This is a genomic window from Flavobacterium ichthyis (assembly GCF_009915155.1).
In the GTDB taxonomy this organism is placed as follows: Bacteria; Bacteroidota; Bacteroidia; order Flavobacteriales; family Flavobacteriaceae; genus Flavobacterium; species Flavobacterium ichthyis.
Map to the genome: position 1 here is coordinate 1 of NZ_JAABLM010000010.1, position 25,413 is coordinate 25,413.

Annotated in this window: 25 protein-coding genes and 1 pseudogene; 20 read left to right on the forward strand and 6 right to left on the reverse strand. The window is 36.2% G+C overall.

Annotated elements, in window-relative coordinates; genetic code table 11:
• From GV828_RS09165 to GV828_RS09245, 17 genes and pseudogenes are all read left to right on the forward strand, one after another.
• A pseudogene (locus GV828_RS09165) lies at positions 1–1,334 on the forward strand (hypothetical protein); the annotation flags it as partial.
• A 7-nt stretch (positions 1,335–1,341) separates the two neighbouring features.
• Positions 1,342–1,740, forward strand: a complete 399-nt coding sequence (locus tag GV828_RS09170) for a hypothetical protein (RefSeq protein WP_166537192.1) — start codon at positions 1,342–1,344, stop codon at positions 1,738–1,740.
• A 28-nt stretch (positions 1,741–1,768) separates the two neighbouring features.
• The gene (locus GV828_RS09175) at positions 1,769–2,617 is read left to right on the forward strand and encodes a hypothetical protein (protein WP_166537193.1); all 849 of its coding nucleotides are present in this window, start codon (positions 1,769–1,771) and stop codon (positions 2,615–2,617) included.
• A 542-nt stretch (positions 2,618–3,159) separates the two neighbouring features.
• Positions 3,160–5,835, forward strand: a complete 2,676-nt coding sequence (porW, locus tag GV828_RS09180; RefSeq protein ID WP_166537194.1) for a type IX secretion system periplasmic lipoprotein PorW/SprE — start codon at positions 3,160–3,162, stop codon at positions 5,833–5,835.
• A 4-nt stretch (positions 5,836–5,839) separates the two neighbouring features.
• The gene (locus tag GV828_RS09185) at positions 5,840–6,061 is read left to right on the forward strand and encodes an AtpZ/AtpI family protein (RefSeq protein WP_317163821.1); all 222 of its coding nucleotides are present in this window, start codon (positions 5,840–5,842) and stop codon (positions 6,059–6,061) included.
• A gap of 514 nt (positions 6,062–6,575) precedes the next feature.
• The gene (gene atpB / locus GV828_RS09190) at positions 6,576–7,721 is read left to right on the forward strand and encodes a F0F1 ATP synthase subunit A (RefSeq protein ID WP_166537195.1); all 1,146 of its coding nucleotides are present in this window, start codon (positions 6,576–6,578) and stop codon (positions 7,719–7,721) included.
• 41 nt (positions 7,722–7,762) lie between these two features.
• On the forward strand, positions 7,763–7,963 hold the full coding sequence (gene atpE, locus GV828_RS09195) for an ATP synthase F0 subunit C (RefSeq protein WP_166537196.1): 201 nt from the start codon (positions 7,763–7,765) through the stop codon (positions 7,961–7,963).
• 80 nt (positions 7,964–8,043) lie between these two features.
• Positions 8,044–8,535, forward strand: coding sequence for a F0F1 ATP synthase subunit B (locus tag GV828_RS09200; protein ID WP_166537197.1), 492 nt, complete (start codon positions 8,044–8,046; stop codon positions 8,533–8,535).
• A 4-nt stretch (positions 8,536–8,539) separates the two neighbouring features.
• Entirely contained in the window at positions 8,540–9,076 is a 537-nt protein-coding gene (gene atpH, locus GV828_RS09205; RefSeq protein WP_166537198.1) for an ATP synthase F1 subunit delta, read from the forward strand.
• Between the two features lie 39 nt (positions 9,077–9,115).
• Positions 9,116–10,693, forward strand: coding sequence for a F0F1 ATP synthase subunit alpha (gene atpA / locus GV828_RS09210; RefSeq protein ID WP_166537199.1), 1,578 nt, complete (start codon positions 9,116–9,118; stop codon positions 10,691–10,693).
• A gap of 75 nt (positions 10,694–10,768) precedes the next feature.
• Complete coding sequence (gene atpG / locus GV828_RS09215) at positions 10,769–11,626, forward strand: ATP synthase F1 subunit gamma (RefSeq protein ID WP_166537200.1); 858 nt, start codon at positions 10,769–10,771, stop codon at positions 11,624–11,626.
• A gap of 135 nt (positions 11,627–11,761) precedes the next feature.
• Positions 11,762–13,243 (forward strand): lipopolysaccharide biosynthesis protein, encoded by a 1,482-nt coding sequence (locus tag GV828_RS09220; protein ID WP_166537201.1) that lies wholly within the window; start codon positions 11,762–11,764, stop codon positions 13,241–13,243.
• Positions 13,244–13,246: 3 nt separating this feature from the next.
• Positions 13,247–13,681, forward strand: a complete 435-nt coding sequence (gene dut, locus GV828_RS09225; RefSeq protein WP_166537202.1) for a dUTP diphosphatase — start codon at positions 13,247–13,249, stop codon at positions 13,679–13,681.
• 116 nt (positions 13,682–13,797) lie between these two features.
• Positions 13,798–14,808 carry a sugar nucleotidyltransferase gene (locus GV828_RS09230; protein ID WP_166537203.1) on the forward strand — a complete coding sequence of 337 codons (1,011 nt, stop codon included), beginning with the start codon at positions 13,798–13,800 and terminating at the stop codon, positions 14,806–14,808.
• Positions 14,809–14,830: 22 nt separating this feature from the next.
• Positions 14,831–16,183, forward strand: a complete 1,353-nt coding sequence (locus tag GV828_RS09235; protein ID WP_166537204.1) for a tetratricopeptide repeat protein — start codon at positions 14,831–14,833, stop codon at positions 16,181–16,183.
• On the forward strand, positions 16,183–16,953 hold the full coding sequence (locus GV828_RS09240) for a DUF4292 domain-containing protein (RefSeq protein ID WP_166537205.1): 771 nt from the start codon (positions 16,183–16,185) through the stop codon (positions 16,951–16,953). The genes GV828_RS09235 and GV828_RS09240 overlap by 1 nt, the downstream gene beginning before the upstream one ends.
• 22 nt (positions 16,954–16,975) lie before the next feature.
• Entirely contained in the window at positions 16,976–18,226 is a 1,251-nt protein-coding gene (locus GV828_RS09245; RefSeq protein ID WP_166537206.1) for a murein hydrolase activator EnvC family protein, read from the forward strand.
• A gap of 29 nt (positions 18,227–18,255) precedes the next feature.
• Here the strand turns inward: GV828_RS09245 and GV828_RS09250 are convergent, their stop codons facing one another.
• The 3 genes from GV828_RS09250 to GV828_RS09260 form a co-directional block, all read right to left on the reverse strand.
• On the reverse strand, positions 18,256–18,765 hold the full coding sequence (locus GV828_RS09250; RefSeq protein ID WP_166537294.1) for an acyl-CoA thioesterase: 510 nt from the start codon (positions 18,763–18,765) through the stop codon (positions 18,256–18,258).
• Between the two features lie 552 nt (positions 18,766–19,317).
• A complete protein-coding gene (locus tag GV828_RS09255; RefSeq protein WP_166537207.1) occupies positions 19,318–19,803 on the reverse strand; it encodes a DUF6646 family protein in 486 nt (161 codons plus the stop codon).
• Positions 19,804–19,854: 51 nt separating this feature from the next.
• Positions 19,855–20,583, reverse strand: coding sequence for a metallophosphoesterase (locus GV828_RS09260; protein ID WP_166537208.1), 729 nt, complete (start codon positions 20,581–20,583; stop codon positions 19,855–19,857).
• Positions 20,584–21,016: 433 nt separating this feature from the next.
• On the opposite strand from GV828_RS09260, the gene GV828_RS09265 reads away from it, so the two are divergent.
• Positions 21,017–21,277 (forward strand): hypothetical protein, encoded by a 261-nt coding sequence (locus tag GV828_RS09265; RefSeq protein ID WP_166537209.1) that lies wholly within the window; start codon positions 21,017–21,019, stop codon positions 21,275–21,277.
• Positions 21,278–21,288: 11 nt separating this feature from the next.
• Here the strand turns inward: GV828_RS09265 and GV828_RS09270 are convergent, their stop codons facing one another.
• Genes GV828_RS09270 through GV828_RS09280 form a run of 3 tightly spaced genes read right to left on the reverse strand, consistent with a single transcriptional unit; the run spans position 21,289 to position 23,729 of the window.
• Positions 21,289–21,936, reverse strand: coding sequence for an HD domain-containing protein (locus GV828_RS09270; RefSeq protein ID WP_166537210.1), 648 nt, complete (start codon positions 21,934–21,936; stop codon positions 21,289–21,291).
• A 57-nt stretch (positions 21,937–21,993) separates the two neighbouring features.
• The gene (locus GV828_RS09275) at positions 21,994–22,989 is read right to left on the reverse strand and encodes an acyl-ACP desaturase (protein ID WP_166537211.1); all 996 of its coding nucleotides are present in this window, start codon (positions 22,987–22,989) and stop codon (positions 21,994–21,996) included.
• 5 nt (positions 22,990–22,994) lie between these two features.
• Positions 22,995–23,729 (reverse strand): lysophospholipid acyltransferase family protein, encoded by a 735-nt coding sequence (locus tag GV828_RS09280; RefSeq protein WP_166537212.1) that lies wholly within the window; start codon positions 23,727–23,729, stop codon positions 22,995–22,997.
• Positions 23,730–23,878: 149 nt separating this feature from the next.
• Here GV828_RS09280 and recA point away from each other — a divergent pair, with 149 nt between their 5' ends.
• Together recA and GV828_RS09290 are read left to right on the forward strand one after the other, a co-directional pair.
• Entirely contained in the window at positions 23,879–24,880 is a 1,002-nt protein-coding gene (gene recA / locus GV828_RS09285) for a recombinase RecA (RefSeq protein ID WP_166537213.1), read from the forward strand.
• Positions 24,881–24,976: 96 nt separating this feature from the next.
• Positions 24,977–25,405 carry a hypothetical protein gene (locus tag GV828_RS09290; protein WP_166537214.1) on the forward strand — a complete coding sequence of 143 codons (429 nt, stop codon included), beginning with the start codon at positions 24,977–24,979 and terminating at the stop codon, positions 25,403–25,405.
• Positions 25,406–25,413 lie beyond the last annotated feature (8 nt).

Genomic DNA, 25,413 nt, shown 5'->3' on the forward strand with positions numbered 1-25,413 from the left:
CGAATTTAGAAAACGACCAAGCCATAACTAATATTGTTTATTTTTCGCAAAATGGTAACGATTTTGATTACAAAGTAATCCGATATTTTCCTTCGGATAATTGGTTAGAAAGTTACCGTAATAATCCTAACACCTTATTTTCAGGAACTATTGAAGGATTTAATTCTACACAAGTGGAATTATCAGGTGTCACTTACGCTAAAGGCGGAAGTATGCAATGTCCGATTGCTCAAATTCCGGTTTGGATATGTGCCGCAAACAATGCTCATAGCTTTGACGATTACGTAAGTGGAGTATGTAGAGTTGGAGAAAATAGAATAGTCGCCTATAACACAGTTTGGGGTGATTGTCCTAACAGTGGTGGTGGCGAAGGTTCAGGTGGTGGAAACCCGGGCAACAATGGAAATCCAGGACAAGAGATTATAGAAATCCCTACAAAACCGGTTGTTTTTCAAAGCTTTTTTCAAACGTTTTATAATAACTCTTTAAATTTTGCTCAACAACAATACCTGAACGATTATCCTGATGTGAAAGCTGACATTGAAAATTACATTGATGCCCAAGGTACGATAAATGGAGTGGTTAGTAATGAGGCTATGGGGTTTACAAAAAGCGCTATCGATGCCTTGATAGAAGGCGGTGCGGTGGATTTTGCATTACAAGTTATTATCGATCCAAGTTTTTCAAACAATTCAATTTTAATGAATGTTTATAATTTGTTTGGTGGAATGCCAACATTTAAAAATTATTTACAAAATTTTGAAGGATCATTTTCCGTAGCGCATCTTAAATTAGCAGCAGCTTCTGATTTGCCTGATAATGCAAACGCTCAAACAAGCCTCCCGGAAAATTATGTCGTTACTATTACGTTTAATACTGACAATTTAAACAGACCTAACTTGTCGATCGCCCGAACTATGATACACGAGATCATTCATGCTGAAATTTTTAGAAAGCTACTTTCAAATTATAATCAACCCAGTCTTGACGGGCTGACATATAGTGATATAATTGCGATGAAAGATAATTTTCCTGGTATTTACGATTATTACATTCGCTGGCGCCAAAATATCCCAGCAGGAATGAATATAAATTCTGCGCAACATCAAATGATGGCACAACATTACAGAAATATTATAGTTCAGGCGATGAAAGAATTTGACAATTCGTATTCTGAAGAATTGTACCAAGCATTAGCTTGGGTGGGGTTAATGGGTAGTGGAACGATGGACGAAACTACAGGACTACCTGCGCAACCTACTTTGTCTTGGCAAAATGTACCTCAACAAGAAAGACTTCAAATTCGCCAAATAATTAGAGACTTTGAAAATTAACGTAATTATGAAAATAACTACCTTGTATATATTATTATTATTATTATTATTCTCTACCTGTTGTTTTTCACAACAGCGTAAAATATACATATTACATAGTAGGGAATCAAAACTTACTGAAAATGATAGAATTATTAATTTCTATTTTGACAATCAGAAATTGCTTTTTGGGTATATAAAGAAACAATATAGAAGCCAAAGAGTGAATTATAGGGATGTTCAAACACACATTGTAAATATCGATAAACTGAAAAAACTAATAGCTTTAAAAATTAAAGAGATAGGAGTTGAAAAATATTATACAGAAACATACTTTGACATAAAGGTTTTTGTACCTAATTCAGACTGTAAAAATTTAGGAACTTTATATGATGTAAATGAATTCGTATATATTCGACCAGAATAAAAGCTAAAAAAACTGTCTCATAAAATTTATGCAAATATCTAAAATACTATTTCTATTATTTTGCTGTTCAGTATTTGGACAGCAAAGTAATAATTTTGAAATTTCAAGATTCGAAAAGGAAAATGAACAAGTTGAAATTCTGAGAAATCAATTTAATTTTAAAGCCGATGATACATTGATTTGTTTGAATAATTCCAAATGTGTATTAATTGGAAAAGATTCAATCGTCTTATACAAAGTTAAATCTGGAAAAGTGGAATTTAAAGAAAGGATTTTAAAAGAAAAAATTCATTCAACAATGGATATCACTCCTATTTTTAGTTTAAATCCTTCAGAATTAAATGTGGATGAAATGGATGGGAAAAAAATTTCAATTAGTGACGGAGCAGAATATGTAATCGATATTTATAAAAAAGACAAACACTTAAAGTTGGTAAGCCATTCGCCTGAAACTTACATTGCAAATAAATACCCGTTTTATCAAGAACGAAAGGAATTTTTAAATTATTACAAAAGTCTTGAAAACTTATTTATTGATGAAAGGTTTTTGGAGCTGCAATCAGCAAAAGAAATTTACATTAAATATGATAAAAACAATAATTCTTCTAAAACATTAATTAACAGAAAAGATATTGTTGACGAAAGCGAAATTTTTTTCATTAACGAACTGATGTTTTACAATATTGGGAAAACGCATAAAGAGATCAAATTACAAAATATTAATCCAAAGCTAATTGTGGATTATAATTATCTGAACCAATATTTCACTGAAGAATTGAAAAAACTACTAAAAGAAAACCCAAAAAGAATATTTCTTATTGAAGAATCTTCGAAAGCAAAAAAAGTGATTATTCAACAAGTCAGACTTGTGAATTGATTTATCCCCACTCAAAAAAGAGGCTCCCGGTGAAGCTTCTTTTTCAAAACCCAAACCCGATTCCGCCGGAAAATCGCAAGCCGTCACTGGAATGAAAAAGTGAGATTTGTCCCGTGATTAAGTTAATGCCTTTGAACATCATGTTGCAGTGGTGTAAACCAGTTTTAATTTTGCCTAATTTCCAACCCCCGCTACCGCACAAATCCTTTCCCGTGGTTCAAAAAAAAATTATAATATGCAGGGGTTTGCGTTAGGGATGGAAGCGACATCCTTTTATCAATTACCCGGATTTTAATTCCGGGGTAATTGATAAAAGATACAGCGAACAGCCCGACCCGCAGGGGAACGCCCAAAAAAATAATTGTCCGTTCGCACTTTTGGAAAGTTTATTTATAAAAAATTCATTTCAATCTTTAGGTGGAAAACTGCAAATTCCCCAAAAAACCACCGAAATTTTTCTACATATTAAAAAGAAACGTATTTTTACCAGTTGATATACTAAAATGCACTTTTAGCAGTTAAAGGATTAAAACGTTTTTACTTTGAAAACCAATACATTAAAATACGCCATTTCCGGAGGAATTATTGTGGCTCTTGCCGCATGTTCTACCAAAAAAGATAATTTCGTTTCCCGAAGCTGGCATGCCGTAAATACTGAATATAACACGCTTTACAATGGTGGAATTGCACTGGAAACCGGAATTAACGAGCTGAAATCGCAATATGTAGATAATTTTTGGGAAACACTTCCGGTGGAACGTATGCAATCTTCTGAAGAAACGATGCTTCCGGGTGAACAAAAAAATCCAAACTTTGAACGGGCCGAAACTAAAGCGATCAAAGCGATTCAAAAACATTCCATGAACATTGATGGTTCTGAAAGAAATCCTCAGATGGACGAAGCGCACTTAATGCTTGGAATGTCAAGATATTATGAGAGAAGATACGTTCCGGCTTTGGAGGCTTTTAACTACGTTTTGTACAAATATCCTAAAAGCGATAAAATTCATTTGGCTAAAATTTGGCGTGAAAAAACCAATATGCGAATGGAAAATGATTTCCTTGCTGCCAAAAATTTGACCGAATTATTAAAACACATTGAGTTAAAAGACCAGGTTTATGCGGATGCCAATGCAACATTGGCGCAAGCTTTTTTGAATTTAAAAGAACAAGATAGTGCGATTGCCAAACTAAAATTGGCTGCCGAATTTACCAAAAGCAATGAAGAAAAAGCCCGTTACCATTTTATTTTAGGTCAATTGTACGATGCTGAAAAACACCAAGATAGCGCAAATTTGGAGTACCAAAAGGTAATCGACATGAAGCGTAAAAGTCCGAGACGATACGTGATTCAAGCTCATGCCCAACAGGCCAAATATTTTGATTTTGGCAAAAATGATACTTTAGCATTTTTAGAAAAATTCAACGATTTGTTGGAAGACCGCGAAAACCGTCCATACCTAGATGTGTTGAACCACCAAATGGCGCTTTTTTACGACAAGCAAGAAAAAGACAGCATGGCAACGGTGTATTACAACCGTTCGCTTCGCACCAATTCGCGCGATAATTATTTGGTGGCTTCAAACTACCGCAACATTGCCGAAATCAATTTTAACAAAGCAAAATATGCCGATGCCGGAAAATATTTCGACAGTACGTTGGTTCGATTAGACCAGCGAACCCGGGAATATCGTGCGGTTAAGAAAAAACGTGAAAATCTCGAAGACGTAATTAAATACGAAGCGATTGCGCAAACTAATGACAGTATTTTACACGTGGTGTCGCTTTCAGAGCCGAATCGGGTGGCGTTTTTCGAAAATGTAATTGAAAAATTAAAAAAAGCTGAAGAAGCCAGAAAAAAACGAGAAGAAATCGCAGCGCAACAAGCAGCAAATATTTCTAATTCTATCAATACTGCGAATGATAATGCTGAAGTGGCTAATGAAAGAGCAGCAGCTAAAATGGCGATGAGATCGTCAAAAGGAGAAGAATCAGCTGTTGAAACACTTGAAAAACCTGCGGGACCAAGACCTCCGGGAGGCAATTCTTCAGTGCAAACTAATTTTTATTTTTACAATCCGTCAACGGTGGCTTATGGTAAAAATGAATTTAGAAAACGTTGGGGAAATCGTACGTTGAAGGACAATTGGCGACTTTCGGAAATGAAAACAAAAATTGGTTTTGGCGATGATTTTGACGGAGAAGTAGCTTCAACCGAAGATGAAAAAGAGGAAGTAGAAGAAAAAATCAATCCGCGTTTTACAGTGGATTATTATTTGACCCAAATTCCTTCGGATAAAAAAGTGATTGACAGTTTGGCGAAAGACCGCAATTTTGCTTATTATCAATTAGGTTTGATTTACAAGGAAAAATTCAAAGAATACGAATTAGCGGCCCAACGTTTGGAAAAATTATTAGAAAACAATCCGGAAGAAAGATTGGTTTTACCAGCAAAATATAATTTGTTTAAAATTTACGAAATTTTACAAAACGGAAAAGCCGAAACCATCAAGCAAAATATTATTTCGCAATATCCCGATTCTCGTTATGCAACGATTTTAAAAGCAGGTTCAGGAGCTGATGCCGAAAGTTTGGACACGCCAGAAAATGCTTATAATAAATTGTTCCGATTGTATGAAGCTGAAAAATTTACGCAGGTTTTAATTGATGCCGATGAATTAATCGAATTGTATTCTGGCGAAGAAATTGTGCCAAAAATTGAATTGTTGAAAGCCAACACCATTGGGAAACTAAAAGGAATTGAGCAATACAAAGGCGCTTTAAATTATGTAGCCTTAAATTATCCGAACAATCCCGAAGGCAAACAAGCGGAAGAATTATTGCAAAAAAATGTACCGCAGTTAGAGCAAGTTCAGTTTGACAAGGAAATTCCGGTGAGTTACAAAATGTTGTTTAAAACCAATGCCGATGTAAATAATCCTGCTACGGTAAAACTTCAGGAAAAACTCAAAAAATTCATATCCGAAAGAGCTTCAACAAAACTTTCACAATCCTTTGATGTTTACACAATGGAAGAAAATTTTGTGGTAGTTCACGGCTTTGCAACCGAACAAGCAGCGAAAGATGCCGCAAGTATTTTAAAAGATTTTAAAGAATATAAAATTACCGAAACACCTGTAATTATTTCGAACGAAAATTACAAAGTGGTGCAAATCAAGAAAAATTACAGCGAATATTTATCGGTTAAAAAACCATAACATCGTGGGCAATTCGTCAGAAAATAATAACAGAAAATGGATGGCCTTGCTCGGGATTCCGCTACAAATGGGATTCATCATTTTTATTTTCACCTATGCTGGAATTTGGCTTGACGAAAAATATCCTAATGATCATTCTGTTTGGACAATTATATTGTCTATTTTCTCGGTTTTTGTGGCATTGTACAACGTGATCAGGCAGGTAAAAGAACTCAACAAAAAATAATTAATGAAATCATTTTTTCTATCGCTCGTTATCTTCACACTTTTGCTTTTTGGCTTGCATTTATTGTTGTTAGAAACGGTTTTAAGCAATCAGAAATTTTTCTATTCAATATATAGTATTTACATTTTTAATTTTTTGGCCTCGGTTTTTGTATTTGGCTTCTTATTTTTTGTACACAAAAGTTTCGCCGAAAAAACCGGTTTCGCTTTTATGGCGATTAGTTTGCTTAAAATGTTTGCCGCGGTTATATTTTTAATACCGTTTATAAAATCCGAAAGTTTAACACCCGTTGCCGACGTTGCGGCGTTTTTTATCCCTTATTTTTTGTATCTTACATTCGAAACGATTTTTGCTGTTCGGCTAATAAATAAGGCTTAAAACAACTGAATTTTAAAGAATTATCTTTATTTGATGCCAATGTTTAAAAATTCTATATAGAAATTTTAAAGAACGAATTAAATATGTACCTTTGCAAAAATTTTGGAACCTATTAATTAGCTACACTAATTTAACGATGATATTTTCAAAGAAACCACTTCAAACCTTAACCCTTGCCCTTGCAATGATTTTTTCATACGGATCATTTGCAAACACAACTATTGATAGTCTTTATGTAAAGGCAGAAGCGGTAGATCCGGTTCATGGAAATCATGTGGAAACCCATGGGGAAGTTGAGGAAGAATTTAATGCTTCGGATTTAATTAATTCTCATATTGGAGATTCTCACGAATTTCACATTGCAGATTGGAACGGACATCCCATTTCCTTCTACCTTCCAGTGATTTTGTGGACCAATGATGGTTTGAAAATATTTTCTTCAGAGAAATTTCATCACGACAATACCGGTCATCACCTTGTGGATGTTGACGGGCAAAAGTTTGTTCGTTACAACGAAGTGATTTTTTATGCTGATGCTTTCGAAAAACTTTCAGAAGAAGACAAAAGTGCTTTTAATTTTGAAGCGCGTCCGTTAGATTTTTCAATCACTAAAAACGTGTTTTCGATGTTAATGTCGGCAGTATTGCTGTTTGTACTTTTCTTTTTTGCAGCCAGAAGTTACAAAAAGAACGACAAAGCACCGAAAGGTTTGGCTGGATTTTTAGAGCCATTGGTAGTATTTGTTAGAGATGACATTGCTATTCCAAACATAGGACACAAAAAATATGCAAAGTACATGCCGTATTTGTTAACCATCTTTTTCTTCATTTGGATTAACAACTTAATCGGTTTGATTCCGTTTTTCCCATTCAGTTCAAACTTAACCGGAAATATTTACTTTACATTCGTAATGGCATTCATTACATTTTTAGTAACATCTTTCAGCGGAAACAAATATTATTGGAGTCACATTTTAACACCTCCAGTACCAAAAGCATTATATCCTATTATGGTTCCTGTGGAAATTATTGGGATGTTGACAAAACCGTTCGCATTGATGATTCGTCTTTTTGCTAACATTACAGCGGGACACATTATCATTTTGAGTTTAATTTCATTAATATTTATTTTCAAAACCGTTGCAGTCGGACCCGTTTCTGGAGCATTTGTTTTGTTCATGAGTGTTTTAGAAATGTTAGTTGCAGCGTTGCAAGCCTATGTATTTACATTGCTTTCAGCATTATTTATTGGTCAAGCTGTAGAAGAGCACGACCATCACTAAAATTGAGTTTTATTAATTATTAACTATATAAATTTATTATTATGGTATTAGCTGGAATCGGAGCTGGATTAGCTGTAATCGGTGCAGGTCTTGGAATTGGAAAAATTGGTGGTTCTGCAATGGACGCTATGGCTCGTCAACCAGAAGCTGCTGGAAAAATCCAAACTGCTATGATTATCGCTGCTGCACTTATCGAGGGTGTTGCTCTTTTCGCGGTAGTAGTTGCGTTAATCGCAAAATAATTAAAACTAAAACTTCCTGTTGCGGTTGGCTTCAGGAAGTTTTTTTAAAAATAAAAAATTAAAATTAATATACAAGGTTTATGAATTTTACTTCACCGGAAAGTTTAGTTTTTTGGACAACATTGATCTTCATCGTGTTTTTTATTCTTTTGGCAAAATTTGCATGGAAACCCATTTTGGGAGCTGTAAAAAGCCGTGAAGAATCAATCAACAACGCGTTGGCTTCTGCTGAAGCAGCCAGAAGAGAAATGCAAAACCTAACCGCAGATAATGAAAGAATTTTGCAAGAAGCCAGAATGGAACGTGATTCACTATTAAAAGAAGCACGTGAAATGAAAGAGAAAATGATTGCAGATTCTCGTCAAGAAGCACAAGCAGAAGGACAAAGAATGATTGAGCAAGCTAAAACGGCTATCGAAGCGGAGAAAAACGCAGCCATGGCAGAAATGAAATCTCAAGTTTCGGCACTTTCACTAGAAATCGCAGAAAAGTTATTGAAACAAGAACTTTCTTCAAAAGAATCTCAAACTGCTTTGGTTGAAAATATGTTGAACGACGTAAAATTAAACTAATCACATGTCAGGAAACAGAGCAGCATCAAGATACGCAAAAGCAATATTAGATTTGGCACTAAGCAAAGGTGTCGCTCAAGAAGTTTATAACGATATGACTCTTGTGGCACAAACCGTATCTGAAAACCAAGAATTGAGCAATTTTATTCAAAGTCCGAGCATTGCCGGAAACGTGAAAGAATCTGCACTTTTAGAAATTTTTGCAGGAACAGATACTGTAACAAAAGGACTTTTTCATTTGTTGAAAGAAAACAAACGTTTCGAAATTTTGGGTTTTATTGCTTCAAATTTCACGACTTTGTTTGATGAAATGAATGGTTTTGAAATTGCAAAAGTAACCACGGCAATCCCAATGGATGCTGATTTAGAAGCTAAAGTGGCTGCTAAAATCAGAGAGTTTTCTAACAAAAAAATTACCATCCAAAACATTGTTGATCCCTCAATAATTGGTGGATTTATCTTGAGAATCGGCGACAAGCAATACAATGCTTCCATCGCCAACAGATTGCAAGTTTTAAAAAGAGAATTTAGTAATAATTAAAATTTACCACACTTTTAAGTGTATAAACTATAAAACAAAATGGCGGAAATTAAAGCTGCTGAAATTTCAGCAATATTAAAAAAGCAATTGTCAGATTTCGAATCTGGTGCAACGCTGGAAGAAGTTGGAACGGTTTTAAATGTGGGTGACGGTATTGCTCGTGTTTACGGTCTTTCAAACGTTCAATACGGTGAATTAGTTGAGTTTGAAAATGGAATGGAAGGAATGGTTTTGAACCTTGAAGAAGACAACGTTGGGGTTGTACTTTTCGGTTCATCAACAGGAATCAAAGAAGGCTCAACTGCAAAAAGAACACAACGTATCGCTTCACTTAAAGTTGGAGAAGAAATGGTAGGTCGTGTTGTAAATACTTTAGGACAACCAATTGATGGTAAAGGACCAATCGGTGGAACTTTATACGAAATGCCGTTAGAAAGAAAAGCGCCTGGAGTTATTTTCCGTCAGCCGGTAACCGAACCATTACAAACAGGTATCAAAGCGGTTGATGCGATGATTCCAGTTGGTAGAGGTCAACGTGAGCTTGTAATTGGTGACCGTCAAACTGGTAAATCAACAGTTTGTATCGATACCATTATCAACCAAAAAGAATTTTATGATGCTGGTAAACCAGTATTTTGTATCTATGTTGCCATCGGGCAAAAAGCTTCAACTGTTGCTGGAATCGCTAAAACTTTAGAAGAAAAAGGAGCAATGGCTTACACAGTAATTGTGGCGGCAAATGCTTCTGATCCAGCTCCAATGCAAGTTTATGCGCCATTTGCTGGTGCTGCAATTGGAGAATATTTCCGTGATACAGGTCGTCCGGCTTTAATTGTTTATGATGATTTATCTAAACAAGCAGTAGCTTACCGTGAAGTTTCTCTGTTGTTGAGAAGACCACCAGGACGTGAGGCATACCCTGGAGACGTTTTCTACCTTCACTCAAGATTGTTAGAAAGAGCGGCAAAAGTAATCAACAACGATGAAATTGCTAGAACTATGAATGATCTTCCGGAATCTTTGAAACCAATTGTAAAGGGTGGTGGATCATTAACAGCTTTACCAATTATTGAAACACAAGCAGGAGACGTTTCAGCATATATCCCAACTAACGTAATTTCAATTACTGATGGACAAATTTTCTTGGAGTCGGACTTGTTCAACTCAGGGGTTCGTCCGGCAATTAACGTAGGTATTTCGGTATCACGTGTTGGTGGAAATGCTCAGATTAAGTCAATGAAAAAAGTTTCTGGTACTTTGAAATTAGATCAAGCTCAATTCCGTGAGTTAGAAGCTTTCGCAAAATTTGGATCTGATTTGGACGCTGTTACTTTAAACGTAATTGAAAAAGGAAAAAGAAACGTGGAAATCTTAAAGCAAGGTTTGAACGATCCTTATACCGTAGAAGACCAAGTAGCGATTATTTACGCAGGTTCTAAAAACTTGTTGAGAAACGTGCCGGTAAACAAAGTAAAAGAGTTTGAAAAAGATTTCTTAGAATTCTTGAACAACAAGCATAGAGATACCCTTGACGCTTTAAAAGCTGGTAAATTAGATGACAGCATCACTGATGTGATCGAAAATGTAGCGAAAGAAGTTTCAGCGAAATATAACTAATAAAAGTATTAAGTATTAAGTACAAAGTATCAAGATGAACTTTGTACTTAATACTAAAGTCTTAATACAAAATAGATGGCAAACTTAAAAGAAATCCGTAACAGAATTACCTCAGTTTCCTCGACGATGCAAATCACTTCGGCGATGAAAATGGTTTCTGCTGCCAAACTCAAAAAAGCGCAAGATGCTATTACAGCCATGCGTCCGTATGCCGAAAAATTAACCGAATTGTTGCAAAACGTAACCGCATCGTTAGAAGGCGATAGTGCAAGCGTTTATTCAGAACAACGTCCGGTAAACAAAATTTTGGTAGTAGCCATAACTTCTAACCGTGGTTTGAGTGGTGCGTTCAACTCAAATGTGGTGAAAGAAGTAAAAAATTTGCTTGTGGAATACAAAGACAAACAAGTAGATTTTGTTACAATCGGAAAAAAAGGTAATGACGCAATCAAAAAAGGAAACAATATCATCAACCACAACACTACGGTTTTTGACGAATTAACTTTTGCAAACGTTGCCGATATTGCCGAAAATTTAATGCAACTTTTCGTAGATGGTGCTTATGATAAAATTGAATTGGTTTATAATCAATTTAAAAATGCCGCTACGCAAATCATTATCACAGAACAATTTTTGCCAATTCTACCGGTAGAAAAGCAAGAAAACACTTCAGTTGATTATATTTTTGAACCTTCAAAAGAACAAATCATCGAAGAGTTGATCCCGCTTTCGCTCAAAACGCAGTTGTACAAAGCCATTCGTGATTCATTTGCTTCAGAACATGGAGCTCGTATGACCGCCATGCACAAAGCAACTGATAACGCGACAGAATTGCGCAATCAATTAAAATTAACTTACAACAAAGCCCGTCAAGCAGCCATTACCGGAGAAATCCTCGAAATTGTTGGTGGAGCAGAAGCTTTAAACAGTTAAGAAAAAAATATTCAATTTATAGAAAAGCGCTTTTACAAAAAGGCGCTTTTTTTTGTTTTGTGTTAAAAAGATAAAGCCGAACCAATTGTACCACAATAAAAGAAATCCTTATTTTTGTTACACTAAAACTAAATTTTGAGCTTTTACAAAAATCTTTTCAAACAAACCGCCATTTACGGTCTCGCCACGGTGATTCCGAGGATGTTTAGTTTTATTTTGGTGCCGCTTTACACTAAATTGCTTCCGGAAGAAGAATACGGTTCGGTAAATGTGATTTTTGCTTACCTCATTTTCTTCAATGTGTTGCTTTCCTACGGTATGGAAACCGCTTTTTTCCGGTTTTACAATTCCGAAACCGACAAGAAAAAAGTAATCGAAACTTCTACATTTGCTATTTTTTGGACTACGATTATTTTCCTCTCCATTGCATTAATTAACCGAATTTCTATCGCCAATTATTTAGAAATTGATGCCCAATACATCACCTACATGATTTGGATTTTGGCACTCGATGCTTTAGTGGTTATTCCTTTTTCTAAACTTCGAGCCAATCAAAAACCAATGATTTATGCAGCAATAAAAATTGGAAATGTGGCTGTCTATTTGGGTTTAAACCTTTTTTTCCTTATTGCATTACCCAAAATCGCCAAAGAAAATCCATCAGCATTTATCAGTACTTTTTATTATCAAGATTTTCAAATTGGCTATATTTTCGTATCGAACCTAATTGCCAGTTTCCTTACCTTTTTGGTGCTTTGCCGAAACTATTTGCATTTCCGTTGGCGTTTCGATTTTTCTTTATTAAAAAAAATGCTACGTTACGGATTTCCCATCATGATTGCCGGACTTGCATTTGCCATCAACGATCAGTTCGATAAAATTTTGTTAAAACATTTATTGCCGCCGGATATTGCCGAAGCGCAAGTAGGAATTTATTCCGCCTGTTATAAACTTGGATTGTTCATGGTTTTGTTCAGAACAGCTTACACTTTAGGAATCGAACCATTTTTTTTTAGTCATGCTGCTAATGACAATGCTTCGCAAACTTACGCCACCATTACTAAATATTTCGTCATCACGGGCTCAATGATGAGTTTGGCTGTTATCGTTTTTGCCGATGTTTTAAAAGTAGTGATGATTCAAGACAGTTCGTATTGGGCTGCAATGAATGTAGTGCCACTCATTATTTTTGCCAATTTTTTCTTGGGAATTTACACCAATCTTTCCGTTTGGTACAAACTCACCAATCAAACACACGTTGGCGCCATCATTTCCATCATTGGGGCGATTGTAACCTTGGGACTTAATTTTTATTTAATTCCTATTGCACAAGAAAAAGGAATTGGCGGTTACATGGGTTCGGCAATTGCTACTATTGCCGCATATGGAACCATGATGGTCATTTCGTATTGGCTCGGAAAAAATAAATATCCCATTCCGTACGACAAAAAGAAAATTGGTGGCTATCTTGGATTGTCTATATTGTTTTCGGTAGTTTATTTTTATGGCTTTCGCCAAAATTATTTTGTTGGTGTTCCACTCTTGCTCATCTTCGCCTATTTCATATATTACAACGAAAAAGAAACCATTTTACGAATCGCAAATCGCAGAAAATAATTTATGGAAATTAAAATCGTTAATCAATCTAATCACTCCTTACCGCATTACGAAACCATTGCTTCCGCTGGAATGGATTTACGTGCCAATATTTCGGAACCTATCATTTTAAAACCATTAGAAAGAACCATTGTAAAAACCGGACTTTTTATAGAGTTGCCTATTGGTTACGAAGCACAAGTTCGCCCGAGAAGTGGTTTGGCAGCAAAAAATGGCATCACTGTTTTAAACGCTCCCGGAACTGTAGATGCAGATTATCGTGGTGAAATAGGAGTAATTTTAGTAAATTTATCTAACCAAGATTTTACTATTGAAAACGGCGAAAGAATTGCCCAGCTCATTATTGCCAAACATGAAAGAGCCGAATGGGTTGAAGCCGAAAATTTATCGGAAACCTCACGTGGAGATGGCGGTTTTGGAAGTACGGGTTTAAAATAGCCCCCTAACCCCCAAAGGGGGAATTTGCAAAAAAAGAAAACAAAAAATTAAATTAATTAAAAGCCTATTCACCCCTAATAGGAATTCCCCGCCACGGCGGGTTAGGGGCAGAATTTATGAAAATAATAGTACCAATGGCAGGTCGAGGATCTCGCCTAAGACCACACACATTAACCGTTCCAAAACCACTAATTCCGGTTGCCGGAAAACCAATCGTTCACCGTTTGGTAGAAGATATAGCCGGGGTTTTAAATCAAAAAATTGACGAAGTAGCGTTTGTAATTCACGAAAGTTTTGGTGAAAAAGTAGAAAAAGAACTCATTGCCATTGCCGAAAAATTGGGGGCAAAGGGCACCATTTATTACCAAAATGAAGCTTTAGGAACCGGTCATGCTATTATGTGTGCCAAAGATTCTTTGAGTGGTCCGGCCGTAATTGCTTATGCGGATACATTAATTCGTGCAGATTTCGACTTAGATAAAACTGCCGATAGCGTAATTTGGGTAAAACAAGTAGACGAACCGGAAGCTTTTGGCGTTATTAATTTAAACGAACATAACGAAATCGTAGAATTAGTCGAAAAACCAAAAGAATTTGTATCGGATTTGGCCGTGATTGGCATTTATTATTTCAAAGATATTGCCGTTTTGAAAAACGAGTTGCAACTGGTTTTAGACAATAACATTATTCACGGTGGCGAATACCAAATTAATGACGGAATCAAACAAATGATGGCAAAAGGCATGAAATTTGTACCAGGAAAAGTTGATGAATGGATGGATTGTGGAAACAAGAATGTAACGGTTGAAACCAATTCGAGAATGCTGGGCTTTTTACAAAAAGACGGCGAAAATTTAGTTTCACCAGATGTGAAATTGGAAAATTCAACCATTATTCCGCCGTGTTACATTGGTGAAGATGTATATTTAATCAATGCAACTGTTGGACCAAACGTTTCCTTAGGAAAAGGTTGTCACGTCATCAATTCGACCATCAAAAATAGTTTGGTGCAAACCCATTCTAACATTAAAAATGCCAATTTAGACAATGCCATGATTGGAAATCACGCCACATTCGACGGCAATTTTACCAACATCAGCATTGGAGATTATTCGGTATTGGAATAATTTTTTTAAAATAAAATAAAAAATGCAACTGAAAAAAATCTTTTACTTTTCGATTTTAACCGGAACTTTCTGGCTTCCGGTAACCGGTTTTGCCCAGCAAGAGCCGGATTTAATTGCATTGGCGGAAGATAAATTTCAGGATGATTTCTACGAATCTTTGAAGCAAAAAGGCATTGAAAATTATGACAAAGCCATTCTTTCTCTAGAAAAGTGTTTGAAATTACAACCTCAAAACGCGGTCATTTTTAATGAATTAGGCATTAATTATTTTAAACTTAAAAATTACCAAAAAGCCCAAGAAAATTTTAATCAAGCGATAAAAATTGACGCATCGAATAAATGGTATTTGGTGGGTTTGTACGATGTTTTTTACGAAACAAAAGATTACAATCAAGCAATTACGGTGGTTCAAAAATTAATTGGTTTTGATGCCAAATATAAAGAAGATTTGACTTCGCTTTATATGTACACCAACCAGTTTGACAAGGCTTTGGTATTGATTAATGAATTAGATGAAACATCGGGGAAAACTGCACAAAGAAATGCATATCGCTCACAAATTGGCTTAACTTCTGGCGAAAATGCTTCGGAAAAAAATAATCTTTTGCAAGCCATCAAAAAAGACCCTAAAAATGAAGCAAATTACATTGAACTGATTTACCAATATGCCGAAAACAATCAGGAGGAAAAGGCATTCGAAATTGCCAAACAACTCGAAAAAGAAATTCCGGATTCGGAGTTTGCACAAATCGGACTTTTTAAATTTCATTTAAATAAAAATGATGGTCAAAAAGCGGTTTCGGCCATGAATAAAGTACTCGAGAGCAAAAAAATCAATTCGGATGTAAAAGCAAAAATTTTGAAAGAATTTTTAATTTTTGTAAAAACAAATCCCAGCTACACGGCTGATTTAGACACGGCTTTTGGAGCTCTGGAATCAGATAAACAAGCCGCACTTTCAAAAGAATTTGGGCAGCTGTTTTTTATAAATAAAAATTGGCCCCAAGCGATAAAATTTTTCGAAATTTATTCTAAAAACAATCCGCAAGACGCCGAAACCGGAATATTTTTGCTTCAATCATACACCGAAAATAAACAGTTTGACGAAGTCGCTTCCAAAAGTGCTTCGTATTTGGATTATTTCCCAATGCAACCTGAGTTTTATTATTTTTCCGGACTGGCTTTCAATCAATTAAAAAATCCTAAAAAAGCCAAAGAAATTTTACTTGCCGGAATAGATTATTTGGTAGAAAACCGAGATTTAGAAATTAATTTTAACATTCAATTAGGCGAAGCGGCTTCAGCTTTAGGAGATGCCAAAGCCAAACAAGAATATTTCACCAAAGCCGAAAGACTTTTAAAGCAAAAACAATAATGAAAAAAATACTTACAACACTTTTTGCAATGGTTTTAGTGGCTTGCGGTTCCAAAAAAAATATCGTTTCCGAGGAAAATGCAGCCGAAAGCATTTCGTCAAAATCTATCGTAGAAAATCATTACAAAATCAACCGTGATTTTAAAACGCTTTACATCAAATCTAACGTAAAATACAGCGACCCAAAATTGTCGCAAAGTGTTTCGGCCGAAATCCGGATGGATAAAGACAAGCAGATTTTGGTAAGCATCAGATTGCTTGGTATCACTTGGGCAAAAGCTTACATCACGCCAAAAGAAGTGAAATATTACGAAAAAATCAACGGCAAATTTTTTGAAGGAAATTACAATACGTTAAGCAAATGGTTGGGAACCGATTTAGATTTTTCTAAAGTGCAAAACATGCTCGTGGGTCAAGCCATGGACGATTTAGACCGTGGAAAATACAAAGCCACAATTGAAAATAGTTGGTACAAATTAGAAGATTTAGCCAAAACCGAAACCAATAAATCGTTTTTCTTCGAAGCCGGGAATTTTTTGATTAAAAAACAAGAAATCGTTCAAGCCGAGAAAAACCGCAGTTTAACGGTATTTTATCCGGCTCACAAAGAACATCCTAAGTTGGTTTTGCCTGCAAAAATCGACATTATGGCACAAGAAAGTAAAAAAACAACCGAAATCAACATCGAATACAACAGCGTAACTTTCGACGAAAATTTAAGTTTCCCTTATAGCGTTCCCGATGGTTATGAAAAGATTAATATTGACTAAATTTGCGCAAACCACTATCGATATGCAAAAGATCATTCTTACGCTTGTTTTGCTGCTTTCCACCTCATTGGCGTGGTCGCAAAGCGATGCACAAAGAAAATTAGAAGAACGAAAAGCCCAATTGCAAAAAGAAATTGCGGCCGCAAGAGCCGCTTTAAACTCCGAGAAGAAAAAGGAAAAATCGGTAATGACGCAAATTGTCCAGCAATCTGCCAAAATAAAATTACAAGAAAAATTAATCGCCACAACCGAAAAACAAGCCCGATTGTTAGGAGACGATATTTATACCAATCAATTGAAAATTAATGCTTTAAAAAAAGAATTAGAGGTTTTAAAAGCAGATTATGCCAAGATGATTGTCAAGTCTTACAAAAGCCGTTCTGAACAAAGTCGCGCCATGTTTATTTTATCTTCGGAAAATTTTCTTCAGGCGTATAAGCGTGCGCAATACATGAAGCAATACGCCAATTACAGAAAAAATCAAGGCGAAGAAATCAAAGTGAAATCGGCGGAATTAGCGGGTTTTAACGAAAAACTTTCGGCACAAAAAAAGGAAAAGCAAAAAGTAATTGTTGAAAACGAAAAAGAAAAACAAGAACTTGAGAAAGCCAAAACCGAGCAAGAAAAAGTAATGCAGTCTATCAAAAAAGACGTTAAAAAATATACGGCAGAAATCAACAAAAAGCAAAAAGAAGCCAAGGAAGCCGATCGCCAAATTCAGAAAATGATTCGCGAAGCCATTGCCGAAGCCAACCGTAAAGCCGCTGCAGCTGCGAAAAAAGCCAACCCTAAAGCGACCGCTGCCGAAACTAAAGCCATCGAAAATTCATCGAAAATTGTATTGACGCCAGAAGGAAAAATCGTATCCAACAATTTTAAAGCCAATCGCGGAAAATTATCTTGGCCGGTAAGCAAAGGATTTATTTCGCTTAAATATGGAGATCAACCGCATCCGCTTCAAAAATCGTTGATTGTGCATTGTTCTGGCGTGGAAATCAGTACCGAAGCCGGAGAATCTGCCAGAGCGGTTTTTGAAGGCGAAGTCACAAAAGTACACGTCATTTCAGGGAATATGATTGTGGTTTACGTACAACACGGGGAATTTTTCACCGTTTACCAAAACCTTTCTTCGGTAAATGTTTCTGCCGGAACCAAAGTATCGCGTTTGCAACCCATCGGGAAAATTGCAACCAGAGGTGGTGCCACAACCCTCAAATTTATGATCATGCAAAACGCCGATTTACTAAATCCAGAATCCTGGATTTCAAGATAAAAAAAAGAACCTTTCGAGGTTCTTTCTTTTTACATAAACAACGCTTTCAACTCCGTTGCATCCTGCGGATTCATTTTTCCGGCTAAAACCAGGCTTAGTTGTTTGCGTCGCAAAGCCGCATCAAATCGCTGTTTTTCCAATTCCGTTTCCGGTTCAATAGGCGGAATTTCCACCGGACGTCCCGTTTCATCCACCGCCACAAAAGTATAAATCGCTTCGTTCGCCTTATTTTTCAAGCCCGATTCGCGGTCTTCAATCCACACATCCAGAAAAATTTCCATAGAAGTTTTAAACGTTCGCGACACCTTCGCCTCAATCGTCACCACACTTCCCAGCGGAATCGCACGATTAAAAGCTACGTGATTCACCGAAGCCGTCACCGTAATCCTGCGCGAATGTCGTCTTGCCGCAATACTTGCCGCACGATCCATTCTCGCCAGCAATTCGCCACCAAATAAATTATTCAACGGGTTCGTTTCGCCCGGCAAAACCAAATCAGTTAAGATAGCTGCCGATTCCGAAGGTGTTTTCGCTTGCATCATTGTAATTTTTTTTGCAAAGGTAACAAGAATAAACCTTTTTTCTGTCGCTTTTTTAAGGAGCTAATCCTGCTTTCCGCTTCAAGTCCTCGTTTTTAGATAACATTTTTGTAAGCTAAAAAAGGAGCTTCTCCCGAAGGGTCGGGAGTCGCTCTTTTTTGGCAACAAAAATTGTTTCCCAAAAACTCCGGGCTTTCCGCTGCAATCAGGGCTATTGCAGTGCGAGTTTGGAGTGGGGAGTTTGGAGTGGAGAGTTTTTAATAAAAAGTAGTTATCAACCTAAAAGTTTTCAAAACCTGTTAGGAAATGAAAATAAATAACTTCGTTCAGTTCAATTGCGTTAGCGATTACTCTATCAGTTCCCTTCGCTCGTGTGAAGCGGCATCCTCTTATAGTAATTACCTCGGATTAAAAACCAAGGCAATAATAAAAGATACAGCGTCCCGAAGCTTCGGGAGCGATTCAATTTTGCAGAATGTTTTGCTTTGTAGCTGGTTTGTAAATTGGGAAATGCCCAAAAAAAATCCCGGAAAAAAATTCCGGGAAGTATTTTTAAAGGTTGAACGAAGCTCCAATGCTCCAAATGAATTGGTTGTTGAGATGTTCGTATCCAATAGGGTCACTTTCATAACGGGCGATTGGCAAAGTAAATTCAGTAAAAACACCGAAACCGCTGGTAAAAAAGTAGCGTCCGCCAAGATGTGCTCCAAAATTTCTGAGTCCTAAATTTAATCCTGGATAAATATCCACTTGTTCCGGAAGTCCTATTACGTCGCCAAGATGTGCAGAAAAACGGCCTTTGATGTCGAAACGATCGCCAAACTCCGAACCGTCACCATCTACTCCTAAAAGATAAGTGGTGTACAATCCGATGGACATGTTTTCGCCAATTCCATGATCGTAAGTAGCCATAATTCCGGTTGCGTGATCTTGGAAGTTAGCGCCAACTTGAAATTTTTCGTCACCTTTACCCGAAAAAGCTTGAGCGTTTCCAAGGTAAGCGGTTAACAACAATGCGAATGTGATAATTTTTTTCATGGTTTGTAAATTTTATACAAATATAACTTTATTGGTTTAGTTTGCAAGGTTTTAATTGCGTCCGTTTTCGTGCGGATACAAAGTATAAACGGGATCGCTTTGCCAGAAATTTTTGGTATTTACATCTAAAATAGAAAGCGGTCCTTTGAAAGCAGCACCGGTATCGATGTTCCAAACATTGGCTTTTTGTTGTGGCGTGGTTTGATTGATTTGTGTGGTTGGCGTGTGACCGATGTAAATTTCGGAATAAATCTTAAATCGTTTTGGATACAAAATATCGTTTGGCGAAAGGTTGGGATTTAGCGAAAGTGCGTTTTCCCATAGGGTTCTTTCCCAATAAAACATCTTGGGGAAATATTCGTGTTCTACTCCTTTTAGGTTTGTAAATCCAGCGTGAATAAAAAGCCGGTTTTGAGTATCAATAAAATAATTTTTGAGGGTTTTTAAAAATTTGATATGCTGGTTTTTGTAATGGTCATCGAGCATTTCGTATTTTTTCATGGTGATTTCACCTCCGTGTTGAAACCATTGCGGATTGTCTTTTTTGTGTTCGAGCCATTGCAAAAGCAAATCGTCGTGGTTACCGCGCATAAAAATACATTTATGGGTTTGGGAGAGTTGAATAAGCTTGTCCAAAACTTCGGGAGATTGGCCCCAACCGTCCACATAATCGCCTAAAAAAATAAGCGTATCGTTAGGTGAAACTTCGGCGCGTTCTAAAATTTGTTCCAATGCTTTAAATGCTCCATGGATGTCGCCGATAACAAGGGTTCTGCTCATTTTTTGGAATTGGGTTTTTTCAAATATCGGGAAAAGAACGGATTTTTACAAATTGCGATAAGACATTGAATTTATTTTTAAAGAAAATGCTACTTTAGTGTTCGACATTGCTTTTATATCTTGTAAGTCTATATGGAAAATAATGCCTCGAAATTGAAAATAGTAAACCATCGATTTTTTGGAAATGCTTAAACCGTTTCACAACTTCAGTTTGTTGGGATTTGGGCTTCCGTATTTTCTGGTAATTCCAATAGAGAGTTCTGAAATTTCCAGTTTGAAATCAATAGTGACACCGCTAATCTAATTCAGTTTCATCAGTTTAGCCCTTTTTTTGATTTTCTCGTGTTGTTACTTTTTCAAAAATATAATTGGCGAAGCTTTGATTGACCAAGAATATTTTTTCATAAATAATAAAAAATTTAAATTAGAAAACTTGAAATTTCAATTTAGAATTGAGCAATCTAACTTTGACAAACTAAAAAATGATCCCAAAAGATTAGCGAGGAAATTACCAACATGGGGAAACTATATAATTACTAAAGATATCAAGTACGAACTTTTACCAACGAAAGAAATTGTTGAAATCTCTCTGAAACATACTGCTTCCGGATGTTCGGAAATTTCATTTTTGAAATCTAGGATGTCAGATATTTTAACAGATTTAGCTTCGTTGATTGGTGGAGGATCTTCTTAAATTTGAACAAATCAAACATTTCCCTTACATTCTTCAAAAAATTGCTCCAAAAATTGTTCCATGAACTCATGGCGTTTCATTGCAATTTTTTTTCCGGAAACGGTATTCATTTTGTCTTTTAGCAATAATAATTTTTCATAAAAATGATTAATAGTAGGTGAAACCGAATTTTTGTATTCTTCCTTTGTCATGTTAAGATTTACCGGAATTTCCGGATTGTAAAGCGGTCGGTTTTTAAAACCTCCGTAATTAAAACACCTTGCAATTCCAATAGCTCCAATGGCATCTAACCTGTCGGCATCTTGCACCACATCGAGTTCTTTAGAAGTAAATTTTCGTTCAAAATTTCCGCCTTTAAAAGAAATGTTTTCAATAATCGCAATGACGTGAAGGATAATTGCTTCTTCTACATTTTCACTTTCTAAAAATTCCCGCGCCATTTTTGGTCCTACGGTTTCATCGCCATTGTGAAATTTACTATCAGCTATGTCGTGAAGCAACGCACCAAGAGCCACAATCGTTGTGTCGCAATTTTCTTCTTGCGCAATATTCATGGTGTTGTGATACACGCGTTCGATGTGGAACCAGTCGTGTCCGCCTTCGGCATCTTTGAGTTTTTCTTTTACAAAAATGATGGTGTTGTGGATTAAAGCATTCATTTTGAAAAAATTTTTATAAAGAAAAAATCCTCTCAAATTGAAAGGATTTTGGTGTTGTTATTTTAAAGTTGCAGGTTCAACCCACTTGAAGATGTGGCTTTCCGCCGGAATAACCAATCGCTCAGAAATTTTTGCCATTCTTGCCGGAAGTTTCATCAAATAATCTCTGGCTTTTTCGGCTTCATCCGTTAATCCTGAAATTTTTGAAATATCCCAACGGTCAATTAATTTTTGTAAAATATCTACATAATCATTTGCGGTATAAACGCCAATTCTTTGAGCCGAATCTGAAAATTGTTCGAAAGCAGTTCCAATTTTTTGTCCGGATTCTCTTAAAAAGTGAGCCGGCATTACAATTTTTTGCTTCATCATATACTGAAAAGCAAGCATCATTTCGCTTGGATCTACTTGAAATATTTTTTCGACAAAAGTAGAATAGGCTTGGTGATGGCGCATTTCGTCTCCCGCAATTAATTTGCAAAGTTTAGATAATTTTTTGTCGCCATATTTTTTTGCCAATTGTGAAACGCGGTTATGCGAAACGTAAGTTGCCAATTCCTGGAAACTAGTATACACAAAGTTTTTATAAGGATCCCGATCGGTTCCAATGTCAAAACCGTCGTTGATTAAATGTTGCGTGGTCATTTCAATTTCGCGCATGTTCACGCGACCAGAAAGATACAAGTATTTGTTAAGCAAATCGCCATGACGGTTTTCTTCACCGGTCCAGCTTCTTACCCATTTGCTCCAGCTATTTCCGCCGTTGTCCACTTGATTTACACCTTCAACATCCATTAACCAAGATTCGTAAGTTGGTAAAGCTTCCTCGGTAATGGTATCACCCACCAAAACTACCCAAAAATCATAGGGAAGTTCTTTGGCTAATTCTCGCAATTCTTTTACTTCTTCAAAAAAATTATCGTTTTGAGAATCGGGTAAAAGATCAGAAGGTTGCCAGATTTTTTCTACCGGAATCAGAAAATCATCCACGAACCTGTCGATGCTTTTTTCCAGAAACTGCATTACTTCTAACCTTACATTTTTAGTTGACATACTTTTTAATTTTTAATTCCACCCACAACCGCTTGCTCAGTTTTCAGCATTAATTCTTCAAAAGTAACTTGTGATACCGCGATTGGATTATGAACGGTAAAGGTAAGGCGATTTCCCAAACCACACGGAAAAAATCCATATTTAACAATTTTCCAAGAGTTATTAATCGTCACAGGAACCACCATTGCCGAAGGCGCGGTTTTGCATAAAATTTTAAGTCCAGTTTGTGCAAATTCTTTCGGAGTTCCATCTTTGCTTCTTGTTCCTTCCGGAAAAATTACTGCCGCACGATTGTGTTGCTGGATATATTTGCCTAAAGTAGAAATTGCCGGAATGGCTTGCTTTGGGTCTTTTCTGTCAATTAAAACTGAACCCCCGTGACGAAGATTGAACGACACACTTGGAATTCCTTTTCCTAATTCTTTTTTACTGACAAATTTTGGATGAGATTTTCTAAAAAACCAAATCATTGCTACGATGTCGTACATGCTTTGATGATTGGCTGCAAAAATCACGGGTACATTTTTTGGAATCAAATTACGGTTTTCTACCTTATAAGTGGTTCCTAAAAGATGTGTGGTTCTCAACAAAAAAAAATTTAAGTAATCCACGCTTTTTTTATGGGCTTGATACCCAAAAAGTTTCAGACTAACCCATTGAATAGGATGAAAAATCAACAACCATATTCCAAAAAGAAGGTAGTACACGATTGAAATTGGGTACGAAATAATTTTTTCCATATTTGTAAAAATTCTCGCCAAAATTATAAAATAAATTTGGCAAAGCATTCTTAAACCATTTTAATTATGGGAAAATTTATCTCACAAAATGTACAAAAAAAGGAGTACTTTTACGAAAAATAAGTGCCAAATTATTAATGAAAGAAAAAATGAGTTCAGAGAAAGAAGCAAAGCTAAAAGCGTTACAACTTACGCTCGATAAATTAGACAAAACATACGGAAAAGGAACCGTAATGAAATTAGGAGACCAAGCCGTTGAAGAAGTAGATACCATTTCCTCAGGTTCACTTGGGCTTGATTTGGCTTTAGGAGTAAATGGTTACCCAAAAGGAAGGATTATTGAAATTTATGGTCCGGAATCTTCTGGAAAAACCACTTTAACACTTCATGCCATCGCTGAAGCACAAAAAGCTGGAGGGATTGCCGCATTTATTGATGCAGAACACGCTTTTGACAGAGTTTATGCAGCAAAATTAGGCGTTGACATCGAAAATTTAATTATTTCCCAACCCGATAACGGTGAACAAGCTTTAGAAATTGCCGAAAATTTAATTCGCTCTGGAGCGATTGACATTGTGGTGATTGACTCAGTTGCGGCTTTAACGCCAAAAAGCGAAATTGAAGGCGAAATGGGTGATTCTAAAATGGGACTTCACGCCAGATTGATGTCGCAAGCCTTGAGAAAACTTACCGGAACAATCAGCAAAACAAATTGTACCGTGTTTTTCATCAACCAGTTGAGGGAAAAAATTGGAGTAATGTTCGGAAATCCGGAAACCACAACAGGAGGAAACGCTTTGAAATTTTACGCTTCGGTGAGATTAGACATTCGTAAATCTACTCAAATTAAAGATGGCGATAATGTGGTAGGAAACAGAACCAAAGTAAAAGTCATTAAAAATAAAGTAGCGCCACCGTTTAAAACCGCAGAATTCGACATTATGTACGGAGAAGGCGTTTCTAAGACTGGGGAAATTTTAGATTTAGCAGTAGAATTTGAAATTGTAAAAAAATCAGGTTCATGGTTTAGTTATGGCGATACTAAATTAGGACAAGGGCGTGATGCCGTGAAATCGCTCATTAAAGACAATCCGGAATTAGCCGACGAATTGGAACAAAAAATTAAAGACAGAATTAAGGAAGAAAATTAATTTCTTAAAAACCCGAAAAAAATTTCGGGTTTTTTTGTACCCCTCACGCAACCCTTGATTTATTTTTACATCTTATTAAAAAGATTATTATTTACAATGAAAAAAATTATTTCCCTATTAACTATTGCGCTTTTTGCAGGATTCACATTTATTTCATGCGAATTAGGAGATGACAATTATCAAAATTTCGGTTACGAATTATTACCAATCGAAACTGCCGTATTTCCGGACACTGTTAAAGTAAACAGGACCAACAATATTATGGTGACCTATTTAAGACCCAGTGACTGCCATTTTATCGAAGGATTTTATTATGATGATTCTAATGGAACTACTAGAACAGTTGCCATGCAATCACGAGTGCTTATTCAAGACGATTGTCAAGAATTAGAAGAAGCTCCAGTAGAAGCAACATTACGTTTTACGCCTATCAATACTGGTTTTTACCTTTTTAAATTTTACAAAGGAACCGACGCTAACGGTCAAAATTTATTTGAAGAACACCGAATTGAGGTAACACAATAATTGTAATT